We start from the raw sequence: 16,161 nt of genomic DNA, 5'->3' as shown, positions 1-16,161 counted from the left end.
GCAGGTACGCTCATCGCGATATGAGCAGCGAGAACCTCCCCCAGAGCCCTGAGCGCCCCGAGAGCCCTGAGCAGCAGCGCCGCAAGCCGCGTGTGGCTGTCGTGTTCGGCGGCCGCAGCTCCGAACACGGCATCTCGGTCGTCACGGCCGGCGCCGTCATGAAGGCCATCGACCGGACGAAGTACGACGTCCTGCCGATCGGTATCACGACGGACGGCCGCTGGGCGCTCACCGCTGATGAGCCCGAACGCATGGCCATCACCGACCGCAAGGTCCCCGACGTGGCCCAGCTGGCGGAGTCCACCGAGGGCAGCGTCGTCCTCTCGGTCGACCCGGGCAGCCGTGAGGTCGTCTACAGCGAACCCGGCTCGGTGCCCAAGGCGCTCGGTGAGGTCGACGTCGTCTTCCCCGTGCTGCACGGCCCGTACGGGGAGGACGGCACGCTCCAGGGGCTGCTGGAACTCTCCGGTGTGCCCTACGTCGGCGCGGGCGTCCTCGCCTCGGCCGTCGGCCAGGACAAGGAGTACATGAAGCGCGTCTTCCTCTCCTTCGGGCTGCCGGTCGGACCGTACGAGGTGGTCCGCCCGCGCGAGTGGGACCGCGACCCCTCCGCCGTACGCAAGCGGATCGTGGACTTCGCCGGGGAGCACGGCTGGCCGCTGTTCATCAAGCCCGCCCGGGGCGGCTCCTCCATGGGCATCACCAAGGTCGACGGCCTCGAAGGGCTCGACGCGGCGATCGAGGAGGCCCGCCGCCACGACCCCAAGTTCCTGGTGGAGTCGCTGCTGCGCGGCCGTGAGATCGAGTGCGGGGTGCTGGAGTTCGAGGACGGACCGCGCGCCAGCGTGCCCGCCGAGATCCCCCCGGTCACCGCGCACGACTTCTACGACTTCGAGGCCAAGTACATCGACTCGGCCACGGGTCTGGTGCCCGCCCCGCTCACCGAGGAGCAGACCGCCGAGGTGCAGCGGCTCGCCGTCGCCGCCTTCGACGCCACCTCCTGCGAGGGGCTGGTGCGCGCCGACTTCTTCCTCACCGAGGACGGCACCTTCGTCATCAACGAGATCAACACCCTGCCGGGGTTCACCCCGATCTCCATGTACCCGCGCATGTGGCAGGAGAGCGGCGTCAGCTACCAGGAGCTGGTCGACCGGCTGATCCAGGCCGCGTTGACCCGCTCCACCGGACTGCGCTGAGAGACCCGGAAGGCCGGGACGGCGGTGGCCGTCCCGGCCTTCCGGCGTGGGGCGGGGCTCTCCGCGGGCAGGGGGAGCCGCGGACGTGGACAGGGGAGAGCCGCGGGGCAGTACGATCGCCCCGTCAGCGCGCGGAGGATCACGGTGCCGGGGCGGAGAACCACGGGCGAGGACCGCGCGTCCCGCGCGGCACCGGACGGGGGTCAGAGGTGGACGACCGGACAGGTCAGTGTGCGCGTGATGCCGTCCACCTGCTGCACCTTGGCGACCACCATGCGGCCGAGCGCGTCGACCGTGTCGGACTGGGCACGCACGATCACGTCGTACGGACCGGTGACGTCCTCTGCCTGGATGACTCCCGGAATCTTGGAGATGGTCTCGGCGACGATCGACGCCTTGCCCACCTCGGTCTGGATGAGGATGTACGCCTGTACCACGGAACCTCCAGGGCGGCCACGAGGATCATGTGGGGGAAAGGGACGCCACGTTATCGCGTCGCGGAGGGTGACGGGGAGACCTACGGGACGTATGACGTCCACAGCGTGGCGTGCGGAGTGCGGAAGTTGACGTATCCCTTGACGGTGCCGACAGCTCTCCTGACGGTACCGACAGCAGTGACGGCTCGCGACCGGGGGCCCGGACGGGTGTCCGGGGCGATAGATGAGAGGTGAGACTCGGTGAAGGGAACCGTGGGCGAGTTGGGGGAGTTCGGCCTCATCAGAGAGCTGACGTCCCGGCTCACCACCACTCCGGCGGTACGGCTGGGGCCCGGCGACGACGCCGCGGTCGTGGCCGCCCCCGACCGCAGGGTCGTGGCCAGTACGGACATCCTGCTGGAAGGGCGGCACTTCCGCCGCGACTGGTCGACGGCGTACGACGTCGGCCGCAAGGCGGCGGCCCAGAACCTCGCCGACATCGCCGCCATGGGCGCCGTGCCCACCGCTCTGCTCCTCGGCCTGGTGGTCCCCGCCGACCTCCCGGTCACCTGGGCCGCCGAGCTGATGGACGGGCTGCGGGACGAGTGCCAGGTGGCGGGGGCGGCCGTCGTCGGCGGCGATGTGGTCGGCGGTGACACGATCACCGTCTCCATCACGGCCCTCGGCGACCTGCGCAACCACGAGCCGGTCACCCGCGCCGGCGCACGCCCCGGCGATGTCGTAGCCGTCACCGGCTGGCTCGGCTGGTCCGCCGCCGGGTACGCCGTGCTCTCCCGGGGCTTCCGCTCGCCCCGCGCCTTCGTCGAGGCCCACCGCCGCCCCGAACCGCCGTACCACGCGGGCCCCGCCGCCGCCGGGCTCGGCGCCACCGCGATGACCGACGTCAGCGACGGGCTCGTCGCGGACCTCGGGCACATCGCGGAGGCCAGCAAGGTCCGCATCGACCTGCGCTCCGGCCTCATCGACATCCCCTCGCAGATGTCCGACATCGGCCAGGCCGTCGGCGTCGACCCGCTCCAGTGGGTGCTGACCGGGGGAGAGGACCACGCGATCGTGGCCACCTTCCCGCCCGACGCCAAACTCCCCGCCCGCTGGAAGGTGATCGGAGAGGTCCTCAACCCCTCCGCCCTGCCCCAGGTCACCGTCGACGGAGCGCCCTGGACCAGCAAGGGCGGCTGGGACCACTTCGGCACGATCGAGGACACCTACTGACCAGGTCGCGCGGGGGCTCCCGTTAGATTGCTGCGCATGCCCATACGTACCGCTGTACCGCCCCGCGTGCTCACCGTCGCCGGTTCCGACTCCGGCGGCGGTGCGGGAATCCAGGCCGACCTGAAGACCATGCTCGCCCACGGCGTCCACGGCATGAGCGTCCTCACCGCCGTCACCGCACAGAACTCCCTCGGTGTCCAGGGCGCGTGGGAGCTTCCGGTGGAGGCCGTACGCGCCCAGTACCACAGCGTCGTCGACGACATCGGCGTCCAGGCGGTGAAGACCGGGATGCTCGCGTCGGCCGCCCTCGTGGAGACCGTCGCGGAACTCCTCGCCGCCACCGACGCCCCCGTCGTCGTCGACCCGGTCGGGGTCTCCAAGCACGGCGACGCTCTGCTGGCCGCCGAGGCGCTCGATTCCGTACGGACGAAGCTGCTGCCCGTCGCCACCGTCGCCACCCCGAACCTCGACGAGGTGGCACAGCTCACCGGGGTCACGGTCACCGACGAGAGCGGGATGCGCCGGGCCGCCGAGGAGATCCTCGCCTTCGGGCCCCGCTGGGCGCTGATCAAGGGCGGCCATCTGACCGGCGACGCGGTGGACCTGCTCACCGACGGGAGCGCGGAACACTGGCTGCGCGCCCCCCGCTACGACAACCGGCACACCCACGGCACCGGCTGCACCCTCGCCTCCGCCGTCGCCTCCGGGCTCGCGCTCGGCCAGGACGTGCCCACGGCGGTGGAGAGCGCGAAGGCCTACGTCACCGGCGCGATCCGGGCCGGATTCCCGCTCGGCGGCGGCATCGGCCCGGTCGACCACGGCTGGCGCACTCGCCTCGCCGAATGATCACCGCCGGATGAGCACAGCAAAAAGCCGGTCCACCGAGGTGGACCGGCTTTTCGGGCAACCGGAAGGCTGCGCTACGACGGAAACGTCAGCGCGCGACCTTGCCGGCCTTGATGCACGAGGTGCAGACGTTGAGCCGCTTCGGCGTTCGACCGACCACGGCACGCACGCGCTGGATGTTGGGGTTCCAGCGACGGGACGTACGGCGGTGCGAGTGCGAAATGCTGTTGCCGAAGCCCGGCCCCTTGCCGCAGACGTCGCAGTTGGCAGCCACGGGTCACTCCAAAGACTTCAGATGCACTTACAGTGAATTCCGGCGCGCCGGAATCATTGAATGAAGTGGCGGTACCGGAGGAATGGCCCGACTCTCGTCGGGCAACCGAAGCAGCATACAACGCCTGCTTCGGAGATACGAAACTACCACGGGTGGGACCGTCCCTCTCCCGCCCCCTGTCCCTGCCGGGGCTCAGGAAGGCGGGCTAACCTGCGGTGCAGCCCGTTGCCACGGCCGCTTCAAGGAGGACCATCGGTGCCGCAGCTCCCCGACGACCTGAACGCCGTCGCGGTGCGCACCTGGTGCTCACTGGCCCTGGAGGCCCTGGGCCGGGAGCGTACGGAGATCGATGCGATCAACGTCTATCCCATCGCCGACGGGGACACCGGGACCAACCTCTATCTGACCGTCGAGTCCGCCGCCGCGGCCGTCGAAGCCGTCTTCGCCGCCCATGAGACCGGCACCACCACCCCCGCCACCGCCGACGCCGTACGCGCCATGGCGCACGGCGCCCTGATCGGCGCCCGCGGGAACTCCGGCACGATCCTGGCCCAGCTGCTGCGCGGGATGGCCGGGGTGCTGGCCGAGGGCAGCGACGCGGACCACCTCGGCCTCGCCCTGGCCCGCGCCGCCGACGCCGCCCGGCAGGCCGTCGCCCACCCCGTGGAGGGCACGGTGCTCACCGTCGCCACGGCGGCCGCCGAAGCCGCGCGCGGGGACGCCGGGGACCTGCACGCCGTGGTGCGCGCCGCGTACGAGGGGGCGCGCGCCGCGCTGGCGAGGACCCCGGAGCAGCTCGCCGTGCTCGGCCGCGCCGGGGTCGTGGACGCCGGGGGACGGGGGCTGGTGACGGTCCTGGGGGCGCTGCTGGAGGCGGTGACCGGACAGGCGCCGGTACGGGAGCCGCGCACCGGTGCCGTCGGCCCGGCCGGAGCGGTCGCCGCGGCCACGGTGGCCGACGGCCCGCTCGACTGCCCCGAGGAGGCCGGGGGCGGCGGGCCCGCCTTCGAGGTGATCTACCTCCTGGAGGCCCGCGACGAGCAGGTGGACCGGCTGCGCGCCCGGCTCGACGCGCTCGGTGACTCCCTGGTCGTGGTGGGCGGCGACGGCCTCTGGCACGTGCACGTCCACGTCGACGACGCCGGGGCCGCCGTGGAGGCGGGCGTCGAGGCCGGGCGGCCGTACCGCATCCGCATCACCCACTTCGCCACCGAGAGCGGCCACGACGTCCGCGTCCAGGCCGAACCGGCCCAGCGCGCCGTGGTCGTCGTGGTCCCCGGCGACGGGCTGGCCGGGCTCTGCACCGAGGCGGGCGCCACCACCGTGATCGCCCGCCCCGGCGAACCCCCCGCCAGCGGCGAACTGGTCGACGCCATCCGCCGCGCCCACGCCCGCGAGGTGGTGCTCCTGCCCAACGACGCGGCCCTGCGCCACACCGCGGCCGCCGCCGCCGAACAGGCCAGGACCGAGGGGGTCCGGGTCGCCCTCGTCCCCACCCGCGCCGCCGTCCAGGGCATCGCCGCCCTCGCCGTGCACGAGCCGGACCGGGGCTTCGACGAGGACGTGGTCGCCATGACCGCCGCCGCCGGGGCCACCCGCTACGCCGAACTGGCCGTGGCCGAGCACCGGTCGTGGACCATGGCGGGCATCTGCCAGGCCGGGGACGTCCTCGGGCTGATCGACGGGGACGTGGCCGTGATCGGGGCCGACGTCCAGACCACCGCCCGCACGGTGCTGGACCGGATGCTGGCGGCCGGCGGCGAACTGGTCACCCTGGTCCTGGGGGAGGACGTCCCGGACACCTTGGCGGACGCGCTGGAGGAGTACGTACGCGAGGGCCACCTCGCCGTGGACACCGTCGTCTACCGGGGCGGCCACCAGCGCGCGCCGCTGCTGATCGGCGTCGAGTGACCGGAGCCGGGTGTGCGTGCCCGGCGGACGGTTGTCAGTGGCGTGGTGTGCAATGGATCGCGTGTCCTCGTTCGATGAACCTCTCAAGAAGCTGCTCGGCGGAGCCACCGCGAAGGTGATGGCCGAACACCTCGACCTGCACACGGTCGGGGATCTGCTGCACCACTACCCGCGGCGGTACGAGGAGCGCGGCAAGCTGACCGCGCTGGCCGACCTCCCGCTGGACGAGCACGTCACGGTCGTCGCCCAGGTCGCGGACGCCCGGATCCTGATGTTCAACAACGGCCAGGGCAAGCGCCTGGAGGTCACCCTCACCGACGGCAGCGGCCGCCTCCAGCTGGTCTTCTTCGGCCACGGCGTCCACAAGCCGCACAAGGAGCTGCTGCCGGGCCGCCAGGCGATGTTCGCGGGCAAGGTCTCCGTCTTCAACCGGAAGATGCAGCTCGCCCACCCCACGTACCAACTGCTCGACGCCTCCGACGCCGACGAGGCGACCGAGGCCGTGGACGCCTTCGCCGGACGGCTGCTGCCGATCTATCCCGCCTGCAAGCAGCTCGACTCCTGGCGGATCGCCAAGGCCGTGGACGCCGTGCTGCCCAGCGCCCAGGACGCGGTGGACCCGCTGCCCGCCTCCCTGCGCGAGGGGCGCGGCTTCACCCCGCTGCCCGAGGCCCTGCTCAAGGTCCACCGCCCGCAGACCAAGGCGGACATCGAGGACGCCAAGGCCCGGCTCAAGTGGGACGAGGCCTTCGTCCTCCAGGTCGCCCTGGCCCGCCGCCGCTACGCCGACACCCAGCTCCCCGCCGTCGCCCGCCGCCCCGTCGAGGGCGGGCTGCTGGACGCCTTCGACGCGAAGCTGCCGTTCACCCTCACCGAGGGCCAGGAGAAGGTCAGCAAGGAGATCTTCGACGACCTGGCCACCGAACACCCCATGCACCGCCTCCTCCAGGGCGAGGTCGGCTCCGGAAAGACCATGGTCGCCCTGCGCGCCATGCTCACCGTCGTCGACGCGGGCGGCCAGGCCGCGATGCTCGCCCCCACCGAGGTCCTCGCCCAGCAGCACCACCGCTCGATCACCGAGATGATGGGGGAGCTGGCCGACAATTGGGGGCTGTGGCGCGAAGCGCCTCTCGATGAGGGGCGGCGGTCGGGCGACGGGCGGGCGCTGGGGGGATCCGAGCAGGGGACCAAGGTCGTCCTGCTCACCGGCTCCATGGGCGCGGCCGCCCGCCGTCAGGCCCTGCTCGACCTGGTCACCGGCGAGGCCGGGATCGTCATCGGCACCCACGCCCTCATCGAGGACAAAGTCCAGTTCCACGACCTGGGCCTCGTCGTCGTCGACGAGCAGCACCGCTTCGGCGTGGAGCAGCGCGACGCCCTCCGCTCCAAGGGCAAGCAGCCGCCCCACCTGCTCGTCATGACCGCCACCCCCATTCCGCGCACGGTCGCCATGACGGTCTTCGGGGACCTGGAGACCTCCGTCCTGGACCAGCTCCCGGCCGGCCGCTCCCCGATCGCCAGCCATGTCGTCCCCGCCAAGGACAAGCCGCACTTCCTCGCCCGCGCCTGGGAGCGCGTCCGGGAGGAGGTGGAGAACGGCCACCAGGCGTACGTGGTCTGCCCCCGCATCGGGGACGAGGCCGAGGAGGACGGGAAGGGCGCGAAGAAGGCCAAGGCCAAGAAGGCGGCCCCCGATGAGGACCCCGAGAAGCGGCCCCCGCTCGCCGTCCTGGAGGTCGCGGACGAGCTGCGCAAGGGCGCGCTGGCCGGGCTGAGCGTCGAAGTGCTCCACGGCCGGATGCACCCCGACGAGAAGGACGACGTGATGCGCCGGTTCGCCGCCGGTGACGTCGACGTCCTGGTCGCCACCACCGTCATCGAGGTCGGGGTCAACGTCCCCAACGCCACCGCCATGGTGATCATGGACGCCGACCGGTTCGGCGTCTCCCAGCTCCACCAGCTCCGCGGCCGCGTCGGCCGTGGCTCCGCCCCCGGGCTCTGTCTGCTGGTCAGCGAGGCCCACGAGGCGAGCCCCGCCCGCGCCCGCCTCTCCGCCGTCGCCGCCACCCTCGACGGCTTCGAGCTCTCCCGGATCGACCTGGAGCAGCGCCGCGAGGGCGATGTGCTCGGCCAGGCCCAGTCCGGGGTGCGCTCCTCGCTCCGGATGCTCACCGTCATCGACGACGAGGAGGTGATCGCCGCCGCCCGCGAGGAGGCCGTCGCGATCGTCGCCGCCGACCCGGAGCTGGAGCACCTGCCGGAGCTGCGCACGGTGCTGGCCGCCCTGCTGGACAAGGAGCGCGAGGAGTATCTCGACAAGGGGTGAGCGCCCGGGCGGATCCGGGCGGGCCGGTACGTGAGCCACGGGGCCGCCCTGCCGGTCCCGGCCGTACGCCATATCGTGGACGCACAGCGGCACGCGGCCACCCATGCGCGCCGACCCGTACAGATCCCGACCCCGAGGACCCGACACCCATGACCCGCGTGATCGCCGGAACGGCCGGCGGACGCCGCCTCGCCGTACCGCCCGGCACCGGCACCCGCCCCACCTCCGACCGTGCGCGGGAGGGCCTCTTCTCCACCTGGGAAGCGCTGCTCGGCACCCTCGACGGCATCCGCGTCGCCGATCTGTACGCCGGATCGGGCGCCGTCGGCCTCGAAGCGCTCTCCCGGGGCGCGGTCCACGCCCTGCTCGTCGAGGCGGACCAGAAGGCGGTGCGCACCGTCCGGGAGAACGTCCGCACCCTCGGACTGCCCGGCGCCGAGGTCCGTACGGGCAGAGCCGAACAGATCGTGACAGGACCGGCGCCCTCCCACCCGTACGACGTCGTCTTCCTGGACCCGCCGTACGCCGTCACCGACGACGATCTTCGCGAGATCCTGCTCACACTCCGTGCCCAGGGGTGGCTCACGGACGATGCGCTCGTCACCGTGGAACGCAGCACCCGGGGCGGAGAATTCGGCTGGCCCGCCGGATTCGAGCCACTGCGGGCCCGTCGCTACGGCGAGGGAACGCTTTGGTACGGTCGCGCCGCCGCTACGTGCGAAGACGCACGATGACCGGACCGGAGAGCGAGGGAATCACAGTGCGCCGCGCCGTCTGTCCGGGGTCTTTCGACCCCATCACCAACGGACATCTCGACATCATCGGACGAGCCTCCAAGCTGTACGACGTGGTGCACGTGGCGGTGATGATCAACCAGTCCAAGAAGGGGCTGTTCACCGTGGACGAGCGGATCGAGCTGATCCGCGAGGTGACCGCCGACTTCGGCAACGTGGAGGTGGAGTCCTTCCACGGCCTGCTGGTCGACTTCTGCAAGCAGCGGGAGATCCCGGCGATCGTGAAGGGCCTGCGGGCCGTCAGCGACTTCGACTACGAACTCCAGATGGCCCAGATGAACAACGGCCTCTCGGGCGTCGAGACCCTCTTCGTGCCCACCAACCCGACGTACAGCTTCCTGTCGTCCTCGCTGGTCAAGGAGGTCGCGACCTGGGGCGGCGACGTCTCCCACCTGCTGCCGCCCACCGTCCACGAGGCGCTCACCGAGCGGCTGGGCAAGCGCTGATGCGCTGACGGTCCGTCACCAGGTGTCGGGCGGCCGCCGACTGGCCTTACAGTCGTCCCGTCCGTCTCCAACAGAGCAGCAGCTCCGAAGAGCAGCAGAGAGTGGCGAGCACACGGTGGACGTGCAGAAGAAGCTCGACGAGATCGTCGAAACGGTCGGGAACGCCCGCGCCATGCCCATGTCGGCCTCCTGCGTGGTCAACCGCGCCGAGCTGCTCGCCATGCTCGAAGAGGTACGCGAGGCCCTGCCCGGCTCGCTCGCCCAGGCCCAGGAGCTGATCGGCGGCCAGGAGCAGTTCGCGGAGCAGGCCCGCCAGGAGGCGGAGCGGATCATCCGGTCCGCGCACGCCGAGCGCGCCTCCCTGATCGCGGAGACCGAGATCGCCCGCCAGTCGCAGAGCGAGGCCGACCGGATCCTCTCCGAGGCCCGCCGCGAGGCCGAGGAGGTCCGGGCCGAGGCCGACGACTACGTCGACAGCAAGCTCGCCAACTTCGAGGTCGTCCTCACCAAGACCATCGGCTCCGTCGACCGCGGCCGCGAGAAGCTGCTCGGCCGGGGCCAGGGACTGGACGACCAGGGCTACCAGGACCCCGACTTCGCCGAGGCCCCCGAGCGCAGCACCGACCCGGAGACGCTGCGGCAGCGGGCCGACGCCTATGTGGACGCCAAGTTCGGCGCCTTCGAGGCCGTCCTCGCCAAGACCCTGGAGGCGGTCGGCCGCGGCCGGCAGAAGCTGCACGGCCGGGTCGCCACCGACGACCTCGGCGCGCACATCGCCGCCCAGGACGCGGCGGGCGCCCAGGGCCACACCAGCGACGCCGACTATCTGGCCGGCCTGGCCGAGCTGGCCACCCCGGAGCCGCGGCAGGTCCCCCAGCAGCCGCTCTACCCGGAGCAGCCCCAGCAGCAGCCGCAGGCCGAGCCGGGGTACGGGCAGGGGGAGTACGCCCAGCCCGAGTACGCGCAGGCGTCGTACGGCTACCAGGAGCAGCAGCCGCAGGACCCGTACGGCTATCAGCAGGTGCCGGACCCGTACGCGACCTACCAGCAGCCCGCCCCCGGCTACGACCCGAACGCCACCGCGTACCCGCCCCAGCCGCAGTCCCAGCCCGACTACGGCTGGCAGCAGCCCCAGGTGCCCGCCCAGCAGGGCCCGGGGGCGCTGGACGAGACCAGCCTCTTCGACACCAGCATGATCGACCTGGAGCAGCTGCGCCGCTACGAAGAGGGCCGCTGACCGCCCCCGGGCCCCGCCCCGGCGGCGGAGGCCCTGGGCCGATTGGGTGCTGAGCGGTCCGTCCAGTATCCTGAATCCTCGGTCGCGCATAGGTCCGGGATCCCGGCTGCCCGTTTCGGCTACGGAACAGAACAGTCCGTCTATGGACCGCAGACGGCCTCTCCCCTCCACAGCAAGCACGACCTCCATGATTTCGAAAGCAGGAAACGCCCTGAACGGCCACCTCGACCACCGCAGCCCTCTCGTGTTCGATACGCGCGAGCTGGGTCGGCGTCCCGGTGCCCTGAAGCGGCTCTCCCGCTCGGTGGAAGCTCCCGGTTCACCGGTTCTCGGTATCGACGGCGTCATCGGTGTGCCGGAAGGCGCGCCCCTGGAGCTGGACCTCCGACTCGAATCGGTCATGGAAGGGGTGCTCGTCACAGGCACCGCCCGTGCAACCGCCGAAGGGGAGTGCGTAAGGTGTCTGGAGCCGCTGACCGTCGAGGTCGACGCGGATTTCCAGGAGATGTTCTCGTACCCTGACGCCGATGACCGGGGCCGCCCTGCGGACCCGGCCGACGACGCCGAGGACGACGAGGACAGGTTCTTCCTCGAGGACGGCCTGTTCGACCTCGAGTCAGTGCTGCGTGACGCGGTAGTGCTCGCACTGCCCATGCAGCCGGTGTGCAAGGAGACCTGCGCCGGTCTGTGTTCCGAATGCGGAATCAGGCTGGACGAGAACCCGGGCCACCACCACGACGCCGTCGACATCCGTTGGGCGGCACTGCAAGGACTCGCCGAGACCGTTCAGGACGGCGAGAAGGACAACATGGGCGGCGCCGAACCGGGCGTCGACGAGAAGCAGGAGAAGTAGCCGTGGCTGTTCCGAAGCGGAAGATGTCGCGCAGCAACACGCGCCACCGCCGGTCGCAGTGGAAGGCTGCGGTCCCCACCCTGGTTTCGTGCGAGCGTTGCCAGGAGCCGAAGCTCCAGCACATTGCGTGCCCGAGCTGCGGCACCTACAACAAGCGCCAGGTCCTCGAGGTCTGAGCGGCTGGTGAGAGGCCCGATGTCTGAGTTGTCCAGCGCCAAGAAGCAGGCAGACAACGTCAACACAGCCTCGTCCCACACGCTTCTGGAAGGGCGGCTCGGGTATCACCTCGAGTCCGCCCTTCTGGTGCGTGCGCTGACCCACCGTTCGTACGCGTACGAGAACGGCGGCCTGCCCACCAACGAGCGGCTCGAATTCCTCGGGGATTCGGTGCTCGGCCTGGTGGTCACGGACACGCTGTACCGCACCCACCCCGACCTGCCCGAAGGCCAGCTGGCCAAGTTGCGGGCCGCGGTGGTCAACTCGCGGGCGCTTGCGGAAGTGGGCCGCGGCCTCGAACTCGGCTCCTTCATCCGGCTCGGCCGCGGTGAAGAGGGCACGGGGGGCCGGGACAAGGCTTCCATCCTCGCCGACACCCTCGAAGCGGTGATCGGCGCGGTCTATCTCGACCAGGGCCTCGGCGCGGCCTCGGAGCTGGTCCACCGGCTCTTCGACCCGCTGATCGACAGGTCCTCGAACCTCGGCGCCGGCCTGGACTGGAAGACCAGCCTCCAGGAGCTCACCGCGAGCGAGAGCCTCGGCGTCCCCGAGTACCTCGTCACGGAGACCGGTCCGGACCACGAGAAGACCTTCACTGCTGCCGCTCGCGTCGGTGGTGTCTCGTACGGCACCGGCACCGGCCGTAGCAAGAAGGAAGCGGAGCAGCAAGCGGCCGAGTCCGCCTGGCGCGAGATCAGCGCCGCCGCTGAGGCACGGCAGGCAGCGGAGAAGTCCGCCGCCGACGGAGGGGCCGCCGACACCCCTGCCGAACCGTCGCCCGACACGGACGCAGCTCCCGCCTGATGCAGTACTCCGAACCCCTCGGTGCCTCGCGCACCGGGGGGTTCGCCCTGTCCCGGGGAGCCGGTCCCGTGCTCCCGTACTACGCTCACCGTGTCTGGAGTGGTCCACCGTGCCCGAGCTGCCCGAGGTCGAAGTCGTCCGCCGGGGCCTGGAGCGCTGGGTCAGCGGCCGGACCGTCACCGACGTGGAGGTCCTGCACCCGCGCTCGGTCCGCCGCCACCTCGCGGGCGGCCCCGACTTCGCGGCCCGGCTGCGCGGGGTCCGGTTCGGTACGGCGATGCGGCGCGGCAAGTACCTCTGGGTGCCGCTCGACGAGGCCGCCTCCTCGCTGCTCGGCCACCTCGGAATGAGCGGCCAGCTGCTGGTGCAGCCCACGGACGCGCCCGACGAGAAGCACCTGCGGATCCGGATGCGGTTCGACGACGCGCTCGGCACCGAGCTGCGCTTCGTCGACCAGCGCACCTTCGGCGGCCTCTCGCTCCACGACACCACCCCCGACGGCCTGCCCGACACCATCGCGCACATCGCCCGGGACCCGCTCGACCCGCTCTTCGACGACGCCGCCTTCCACACGGCCCTGCGCCTGCGCCGTACGACGGTCAAGCGCGCGCTCCTGGACCAGTCGCTGATCAGCGGCGTCGGCAACATCTACGCGGACGAGGCCCTCTGGCGCGCGAAGCTGCACTACGACCGCCCCACCGCGACCCTGACCCGCCCCAAGTCCGCCGAACTCCTCGGCCACGCCCGGGACGTGATGAACGCGGCCCTCGCCCAGGGCGGCACCAGCTTCGACAGCCTCTACGTCAACGTGAACGGCGAGTCCGGCTACTTCGACCGCTCGCTCGACGCGTACGGCAGGGAGGGCGAGCCGTGCCGCCGCTGCGGGACGCCGATGCGCCGCCGCGCCTGGATGAACCGCTCCAGCTACTTCTGCCCGCGCTGTCAGCGCCCGCCGCGCGCCTCGTCGTAACGGCTCCGGGCGGCCAGGACCTCGTCCATCCGCCCCTCCACGAGCCGGATCAGCCCGAGGAGCTGCCCGGCGACCTCACGCCCGAAGGGGGTCAGCTCGTAATCCACCCGCGGCGGGTTGACCGGCTGGGCCTCCCGCAGGACGAGCCCGTCCCGCTCCAGGGCGTGCAGCGTCTGGGACAGCATCTTCTCGCTGACCCCGTCGACCCGCCGCCGCAACTCGTTGAAGCGCAGGCCCTCCTCGTACAGCGCGCCCAGCGTCAGACTGCCCCAGCGTCCGGTGGCGTGCTCCAGCGTGGAGCGGGAGGGGCACCGCCGGGAGAAGACGTCGAAGGCGAGATCGTCCGTATCGCTGGCCATATCACCAGCTTACGCCCGTACAGCGCTCACCCTGAGGGAGCGCTGTACGGGCGTAAGTGGTCAGGCGCCCGGGACACGGGCTATACGGGTCAGAAGCCGAAGTTCTGGACCCACCACGGGCCGCCGGAGGCCTCGTGGACGCCTATGCCGATCGTCTTGTAGTCGCAGTTGAGAATGTTCGCGCGGTGGCCTTCGCTGTTCATCCAGGCGTCCATCACGGCCTGGGCGTCGGCCTGGCCACGGGCGATGTTCTCCGCGCCGAGCCCCTGGACGCCGGCCTGCGCGGCCCGGTCCCAGGGGGTGTCGCCGTCGGGGTCGGTGTGGTCGAAGAAGCCGCGGGCCGCCATGTCCTCGCTGAAGTTCTGGGCGAGCGAGGTGAGGGCGGTGCTGGTGGTCAGCGGGGAGCAGCCGACCTTCGCGCGCTCCTGGTTCACCAGGGCCAGCACCTCGCTGCGGGTGGAGGTGGCGGAGGGCGAGGGGGCGGGCTTCTGGGCGGGCGGCGGCGGGGCGGCCGTGGTCTTCGTGGGCGCCGGGGCCTTGCTCGCCGGGGCGGTGCTCTTCTTCGGGGCCGTGGTGGGGGCCTTCGACTTCTCGGACGGTGTCGCGGCCGGCTTCTTCGAGGGGGCCGTGGAGGAGGGCGCGGCCGACTTCGACGGGGCCTTCGACGCGGTGGAGGGGGACTCCGACGGCGACTTCGACGGTGTCGTGGACGGCGACTTCGACGGGGCCCTCGACGGGGCCTCGGGGTGCTCGCTGCCCCGGCTGGCGGGGGAGGAGGAGCGGTCGGCCGGGGCGGTGGTGGAGCCGCCCTGCTGCGTCAGCAGGTCCGGGACACCGCCACCGGAGCGGACCTGGTCGGCCGCGGTGGGGCCGCCCGAGGTGTAGGTGGAGCCGCCGGGCAGCAGACCGGAGGCGACGGCGACCGCGCCGACCGCCATCGCGGCCGACGCGCCGAGGAGTCCGGTGCGCACGGGTACGGCGGACTTCTTCTTCCGGCGCGTGCCCCGGTGTCCGGAAGCGGCCCTGACCGCAGGTTCTTCAGCGGCGGGGCCTGCGGCGGATCGTCGGTGGCGTCCCATGCGCTGTGCCTTCCTCATGCTCCGGATGTCGCGGCGACGTCACCATCACCGGTCGATCTTCATCCCTATACTCACCCGATCGAGTGAGGCTATTGCGACGGGACTGTACGCCATGGGCCAAAGGGGCCGCCGTGTTCTTGGAGCAATTGGCCGGTTAGCGTTCGGGCATGAACGAAGAGGCACGGCTGGTCGTCTGGGTACGCGGCCGAGTACAGCAAGTAGGGTTCCGCTGGTTCACCAGGGCAAATGCTTTGGAGATCGGCGGACTCGTGGGCTTTGCACTCAATCTCGACGACGGTCGGGTCCAGGTCGTCGCCGAAGGATCACGTGACAATTGCCACCGTCTGCTGGACTGGCTGCGCTCCGACGACACACCCGGGCGCGTGGACGGAGTCACTGAGATCTGGGACACGCCGCGCGGCGGTTACGACGGATTCGCCATCCGCTGATACGGGCCCCGAACCGGCGCCCCGGTCCGCCCGGTGAGCGCGCCGGAGCCGCCCGTGAGCGAACCGTCACGGGCCGGCCCGCGGAGCCCCGCACCCGAAATGACCTGCGAAGGGACCGCGCGGCGACCGATGGTTGCCAGATACGGGATGTCGTGCAAGGCTGCGGCATTGACGAAGATCCCCACACCCGTCGGGGTCCCGCAGGAGAGTCGCGCCGCATGATCGTCCGGCCGCGCGCCCCCGGGACACCTGGCTCCACGGGGTGTGATCGTGTTGACCGTCAAACTTTTTGGTGAGACGCTGAAAACCCCGCGCACCTTAGCTGTTCGGCAGAGCTGATATGCAGCAGAACCGCAGTGGTGACAGAGCCCTGCCGAGCACCGCGGGTGCGATTCCCAGACGACCCACACCGCATCGGTCGGTCACTCATTGTGGAGGACCATCCATCATGGCAAAGGCGCTTCTCGGTTACGTCGGCGGTTCCGACCCGCGACTCCTCGCCGAGATGCGACGGCTCCAGCAGCGCGTCCAGGACCTGGAATCCGAGCTGAACCGGATCCAGCACGAGAACGACGCGCTCAACGCCGCCGCTCAGCACCAGGAGTCACTGCTCGACAGCATCGACATCGACGTACCCCAGGGCGAGCCTGCGCTGACCTGACCGGTGGCCCCTCGCGGGCCGGTCGGGCCGGGCAAGCTCAGCAGCCTCGGAACCTCTCTCCATAACTGCTCCATCCGATCCGTCCTGCGTC

18 protein-coding genes are annotated in these 16,161 nt (G+C 71.4%); 14 read left to right on the top strand and 4 right to left on the bottom strand.

What is annotated here, in order from left to right; genetic code table 11:
• Positions 1-20 precede the first annotated feature (20 nt).
• Positions 21-1,196 carry a D-alanine--D-alanine ligase family protein gene (locus DJ476_RS08080; protein WP_112490187.1) on the top strand — a complete coding sequence of 392 codons (1,176 nt, stop codon included), beginning with the start codon at positions 21-23 and terminating at the stop codon, positions 1,194-1,196.
• A 203-nt stretch (positions 1,197-1,399) separates the two neighbouring features.
• Here DJ476_RS08080 and DJ476_RS08075 read toward each other — a convergent pair whose 3' ends face one another.
• Entirely contained in the window at positions 1,400-1,633 is a 234-nt protein-coding gene (locus DJ476_RS08075; protein ID WP_018488685.1) for an Lrp/AsnC ligand binding domain-containing protein, read from the bottom strand.
• A 240-nt stretch (positions 1,634-1,873) separates the two neighbouring features.
• Between DJ476_RS08075 and DJ476_RS08070 the strand changes: the two genes are divergently transcribed.
• Positions 1,874-2,845, top strand: coding sequence for a thiamine-phosphate kinase (locus DJ476_RS08070; protein ID WP_070199289.1), 972 nt, complete (start codon positions 1,874-1,876; stop codon positions 2,843-2,845).
• 36 nt (positions 2,846-2,881) lie between these two features.
• On the top strand, positions 2,882-3,691 hold the full coding sequence (gene thiD, locus DJ476_RS08065; RefSeq protein WP_112490186.1) for a bifunctional hydroxymethylpyrimidine kinase/phosphomethylpyrimidine kinase: 810 nt from the start codon (positions 2,882-2,884) through the stop codon (positions 3,689-3,691).
• Between the two features lie 88 nt (positions 3,692-3,779).
• Here the strand turns inward: thiD and rpmB are convergent, their stop codons facing one another.
• On the bottom strand, positions 3,780-3,965 hold the full coding sequence (gene rpmB / locus DJ476_RS08060) for a 50S ribosomal protein L28 (protein ID WP_019762972.1): 186 nt from the start codon (positions 3,963-3,965) through the stop codon (positions 3,780-3,782).
• Between the two features lie 255 nt (positions 3,966-4,220).
• Between rpmB and DJ476_RS08055 the strand changes: the two genes are divergently transcribed.
• The 9 genes from DJ476_RS08055 (at position 4,221) to mutM (ending at position 13,522) form a co-directional block, all read left to right on the top strand.
• On the top strand, positions 4,221-5,876 hold the full coding sequence (locus DJ476_RS08055) for a DAK2 domain-containing protein (protein ID WP_112490185.1): 1,656 nt from the start codon (positions 4,221-4,223) through the stop codon (positions 5,874-5,876).
• 52 nt (positions 5,877-5,928) lie between these two features.
• Complete coding sequence (recG, locus tag DJ476_RS08050) at positions 5,929-8,202, top strand: ATP-dependent DNA helicase RecG (protein ID WP_112490184.1); 2,274 nt, start codon at positions 5,929-5,931, stop codon at positions 8,200-8,202.
• Between the two features lie 149 nt (positions 8,203-8,351).
• Positions 8,352-8,936 (top strand): 16S rRNA (guanine(966)-N(2))-methyltransferase RsmD, encoded by a 585-nt coding sequence (gene rsmD, locus DJ476_RS08045; RefSeq protein WP_053559213.1) that lies wholly within the window; start codon positions 8,352-8,354, stop codon positions 8,934-8,936.
• A 26-nt stretch (positions 8,937-8,962) separates the two neighbouring features.
• Complete coding sequence (gene coaD, locus DJ476_RS08040) at positions 8,963-9,442, top strand: pantetheine-phosphate adenylyltransferase (RefSeq protein ID WP_181006558.1); 480 nt, start codon at positions 8,963-8,965, stop codon at positions 9,440-9,442.
• A gap of 115 nt (positions 9,443-9,557) precedes the next feature.
• Positions 9,558-10,679 carry an ATP synthase F0 subunit B gene (locus DJ476_RS08035; RefSeq protein ID WP_112490183.1) on the top strand — a complete coding sequence of 374 codons (1,122 nt, stop codon included), beginning with the start codon at positions 9,558-9,560 and terminating at the stop codon, positions 10,677-10,679.
• A 187-nt stretch (positions 10,680-10,866) separates the two neighbouring features.
• Positions 10,867-11,532: a YceD family protein gene (locus DJ476_RS08030; protein ID WP_112490182.1), complete on the top strand. Its 666-nt coding sequence runs from the start codon at positions 10,867-10,869 to the stop codon at positions 11,530-11,532.
• A 2-nt stretch (positions 11,533-11,534) separates the two neighbouring features.
• Positions 11,535-11,708 (top strand): 50S ribosomal protein L32, encoded by a 174-nt coding sequence (gene rpmF / locus DJ476_RS08025; protein WP_003965982.1) that lies wholly within the window; start codon positions 11,535-11,537, stop codon positions 11,706-11,708.
• A gap of 19 nt (positions 11,709-11,727) precedes the next feature.
• On the top strand, positions 11,728-12,552 hold the full coding sequence (rnc, locus tag DJ476_RS08020) for a ribonuclease III (RefSeq protein ID WP_070199283.1): 825 nt from the start codon (positions 11,728-11,730) through the stop codon (positions 12,550-12,552).
• Positions 12,553-12,661: 109 nt separating this feature from the next.
• Positions 12,662-13,522 (top strand): bifunctional DNA-formamidopyrimidine glycosylase/DNA-(apurinic or apyrimidinic site) lyase, encoded by an 861-nt coding sequence (gene mutM, locus DJ476_RS08015; protein WP_112490181.1) that lies wholly within the window; start codon positions 12,662-12,664, stop codon positions 13,520-13,522.
• Here the strand turns inward: mutM and DJ476_RS08010 are convergent.
• The gene (locus DJ476_RS08010; protein WP_112490180.1) at positions 13,495-13,881 is read right to left on the bottom strand and encodes a winged helix-turn-helix transcriptional regulator; all 387 of its coding nucleotides are present in this window, start codon (positions 13,879-13,881) and stop codon (positions 13,495-13,497) included. The two genes, mutM and DJ476_RS08010, sit on opposite strands and share 28 nt — an antisense overlap.
• Before the next feature lie 89 nt (positions 13,882-13,970).
• Positions 13,971-14,960, bottom strand: coding sequence for a CAP domain-containing protein (locus DJ476_RS08005; protein WP_112490179.1), 990 nt, complete (start codon positions 14,958-14,960; stop codon positions 13,971-13,973).
• A 167-nt stretch (positions 14,961-15,127) separates the two neighbouring features.
• Here DJ476_RS08005 and DJ476_RS08000 point away from each other — a divergent pair, with 167 nt between their 5' ends.
• Together DJ476_RS08000 and DJ476_RS07990 are read left to right on the top strand one after the other, a co-directional pair.
• Positions 15,128-15,409: an acylphosphatase gene (locus tag DJ476_RS08000; protein ID WP_078562686.1), complete on the top strand. Its 282-nt coding sequence runs from the start codon at positions 15,128-15,130 to the stop codon at positions 15,407-15,409.
• Positions 15,410-15,857: 448 nt separating this feature from the next.
• Positions 15,858-16,070, top strand: a complete 213-nt coding sequence (locus DJ476_RS07990) for a hypothetical protein (RefSeq protein WP_018488699.1) — start codon at positions 15,858-15,860, stop codon at positions 16,068-16,070.
• The last annotated feature ends 91 nt before the right edge of the window (positions 16,071-16,161 follow it).

The organism is Streptomyces bacillaris, assembly GCF_003268675.1.
GTDB classification, from domain to species: domain Bacteria; phylum Actinomycetota; class Actinomycetes; order Streptomycetales; family Streptomycetaceae; genus Streptomyces; species Streptomyces bacillaris.
The sequence above is the reverse complement of the archived record's forward strand: the minus strand, read 5'-3'. Positions and strand labels throughout refer to the sequence as shown.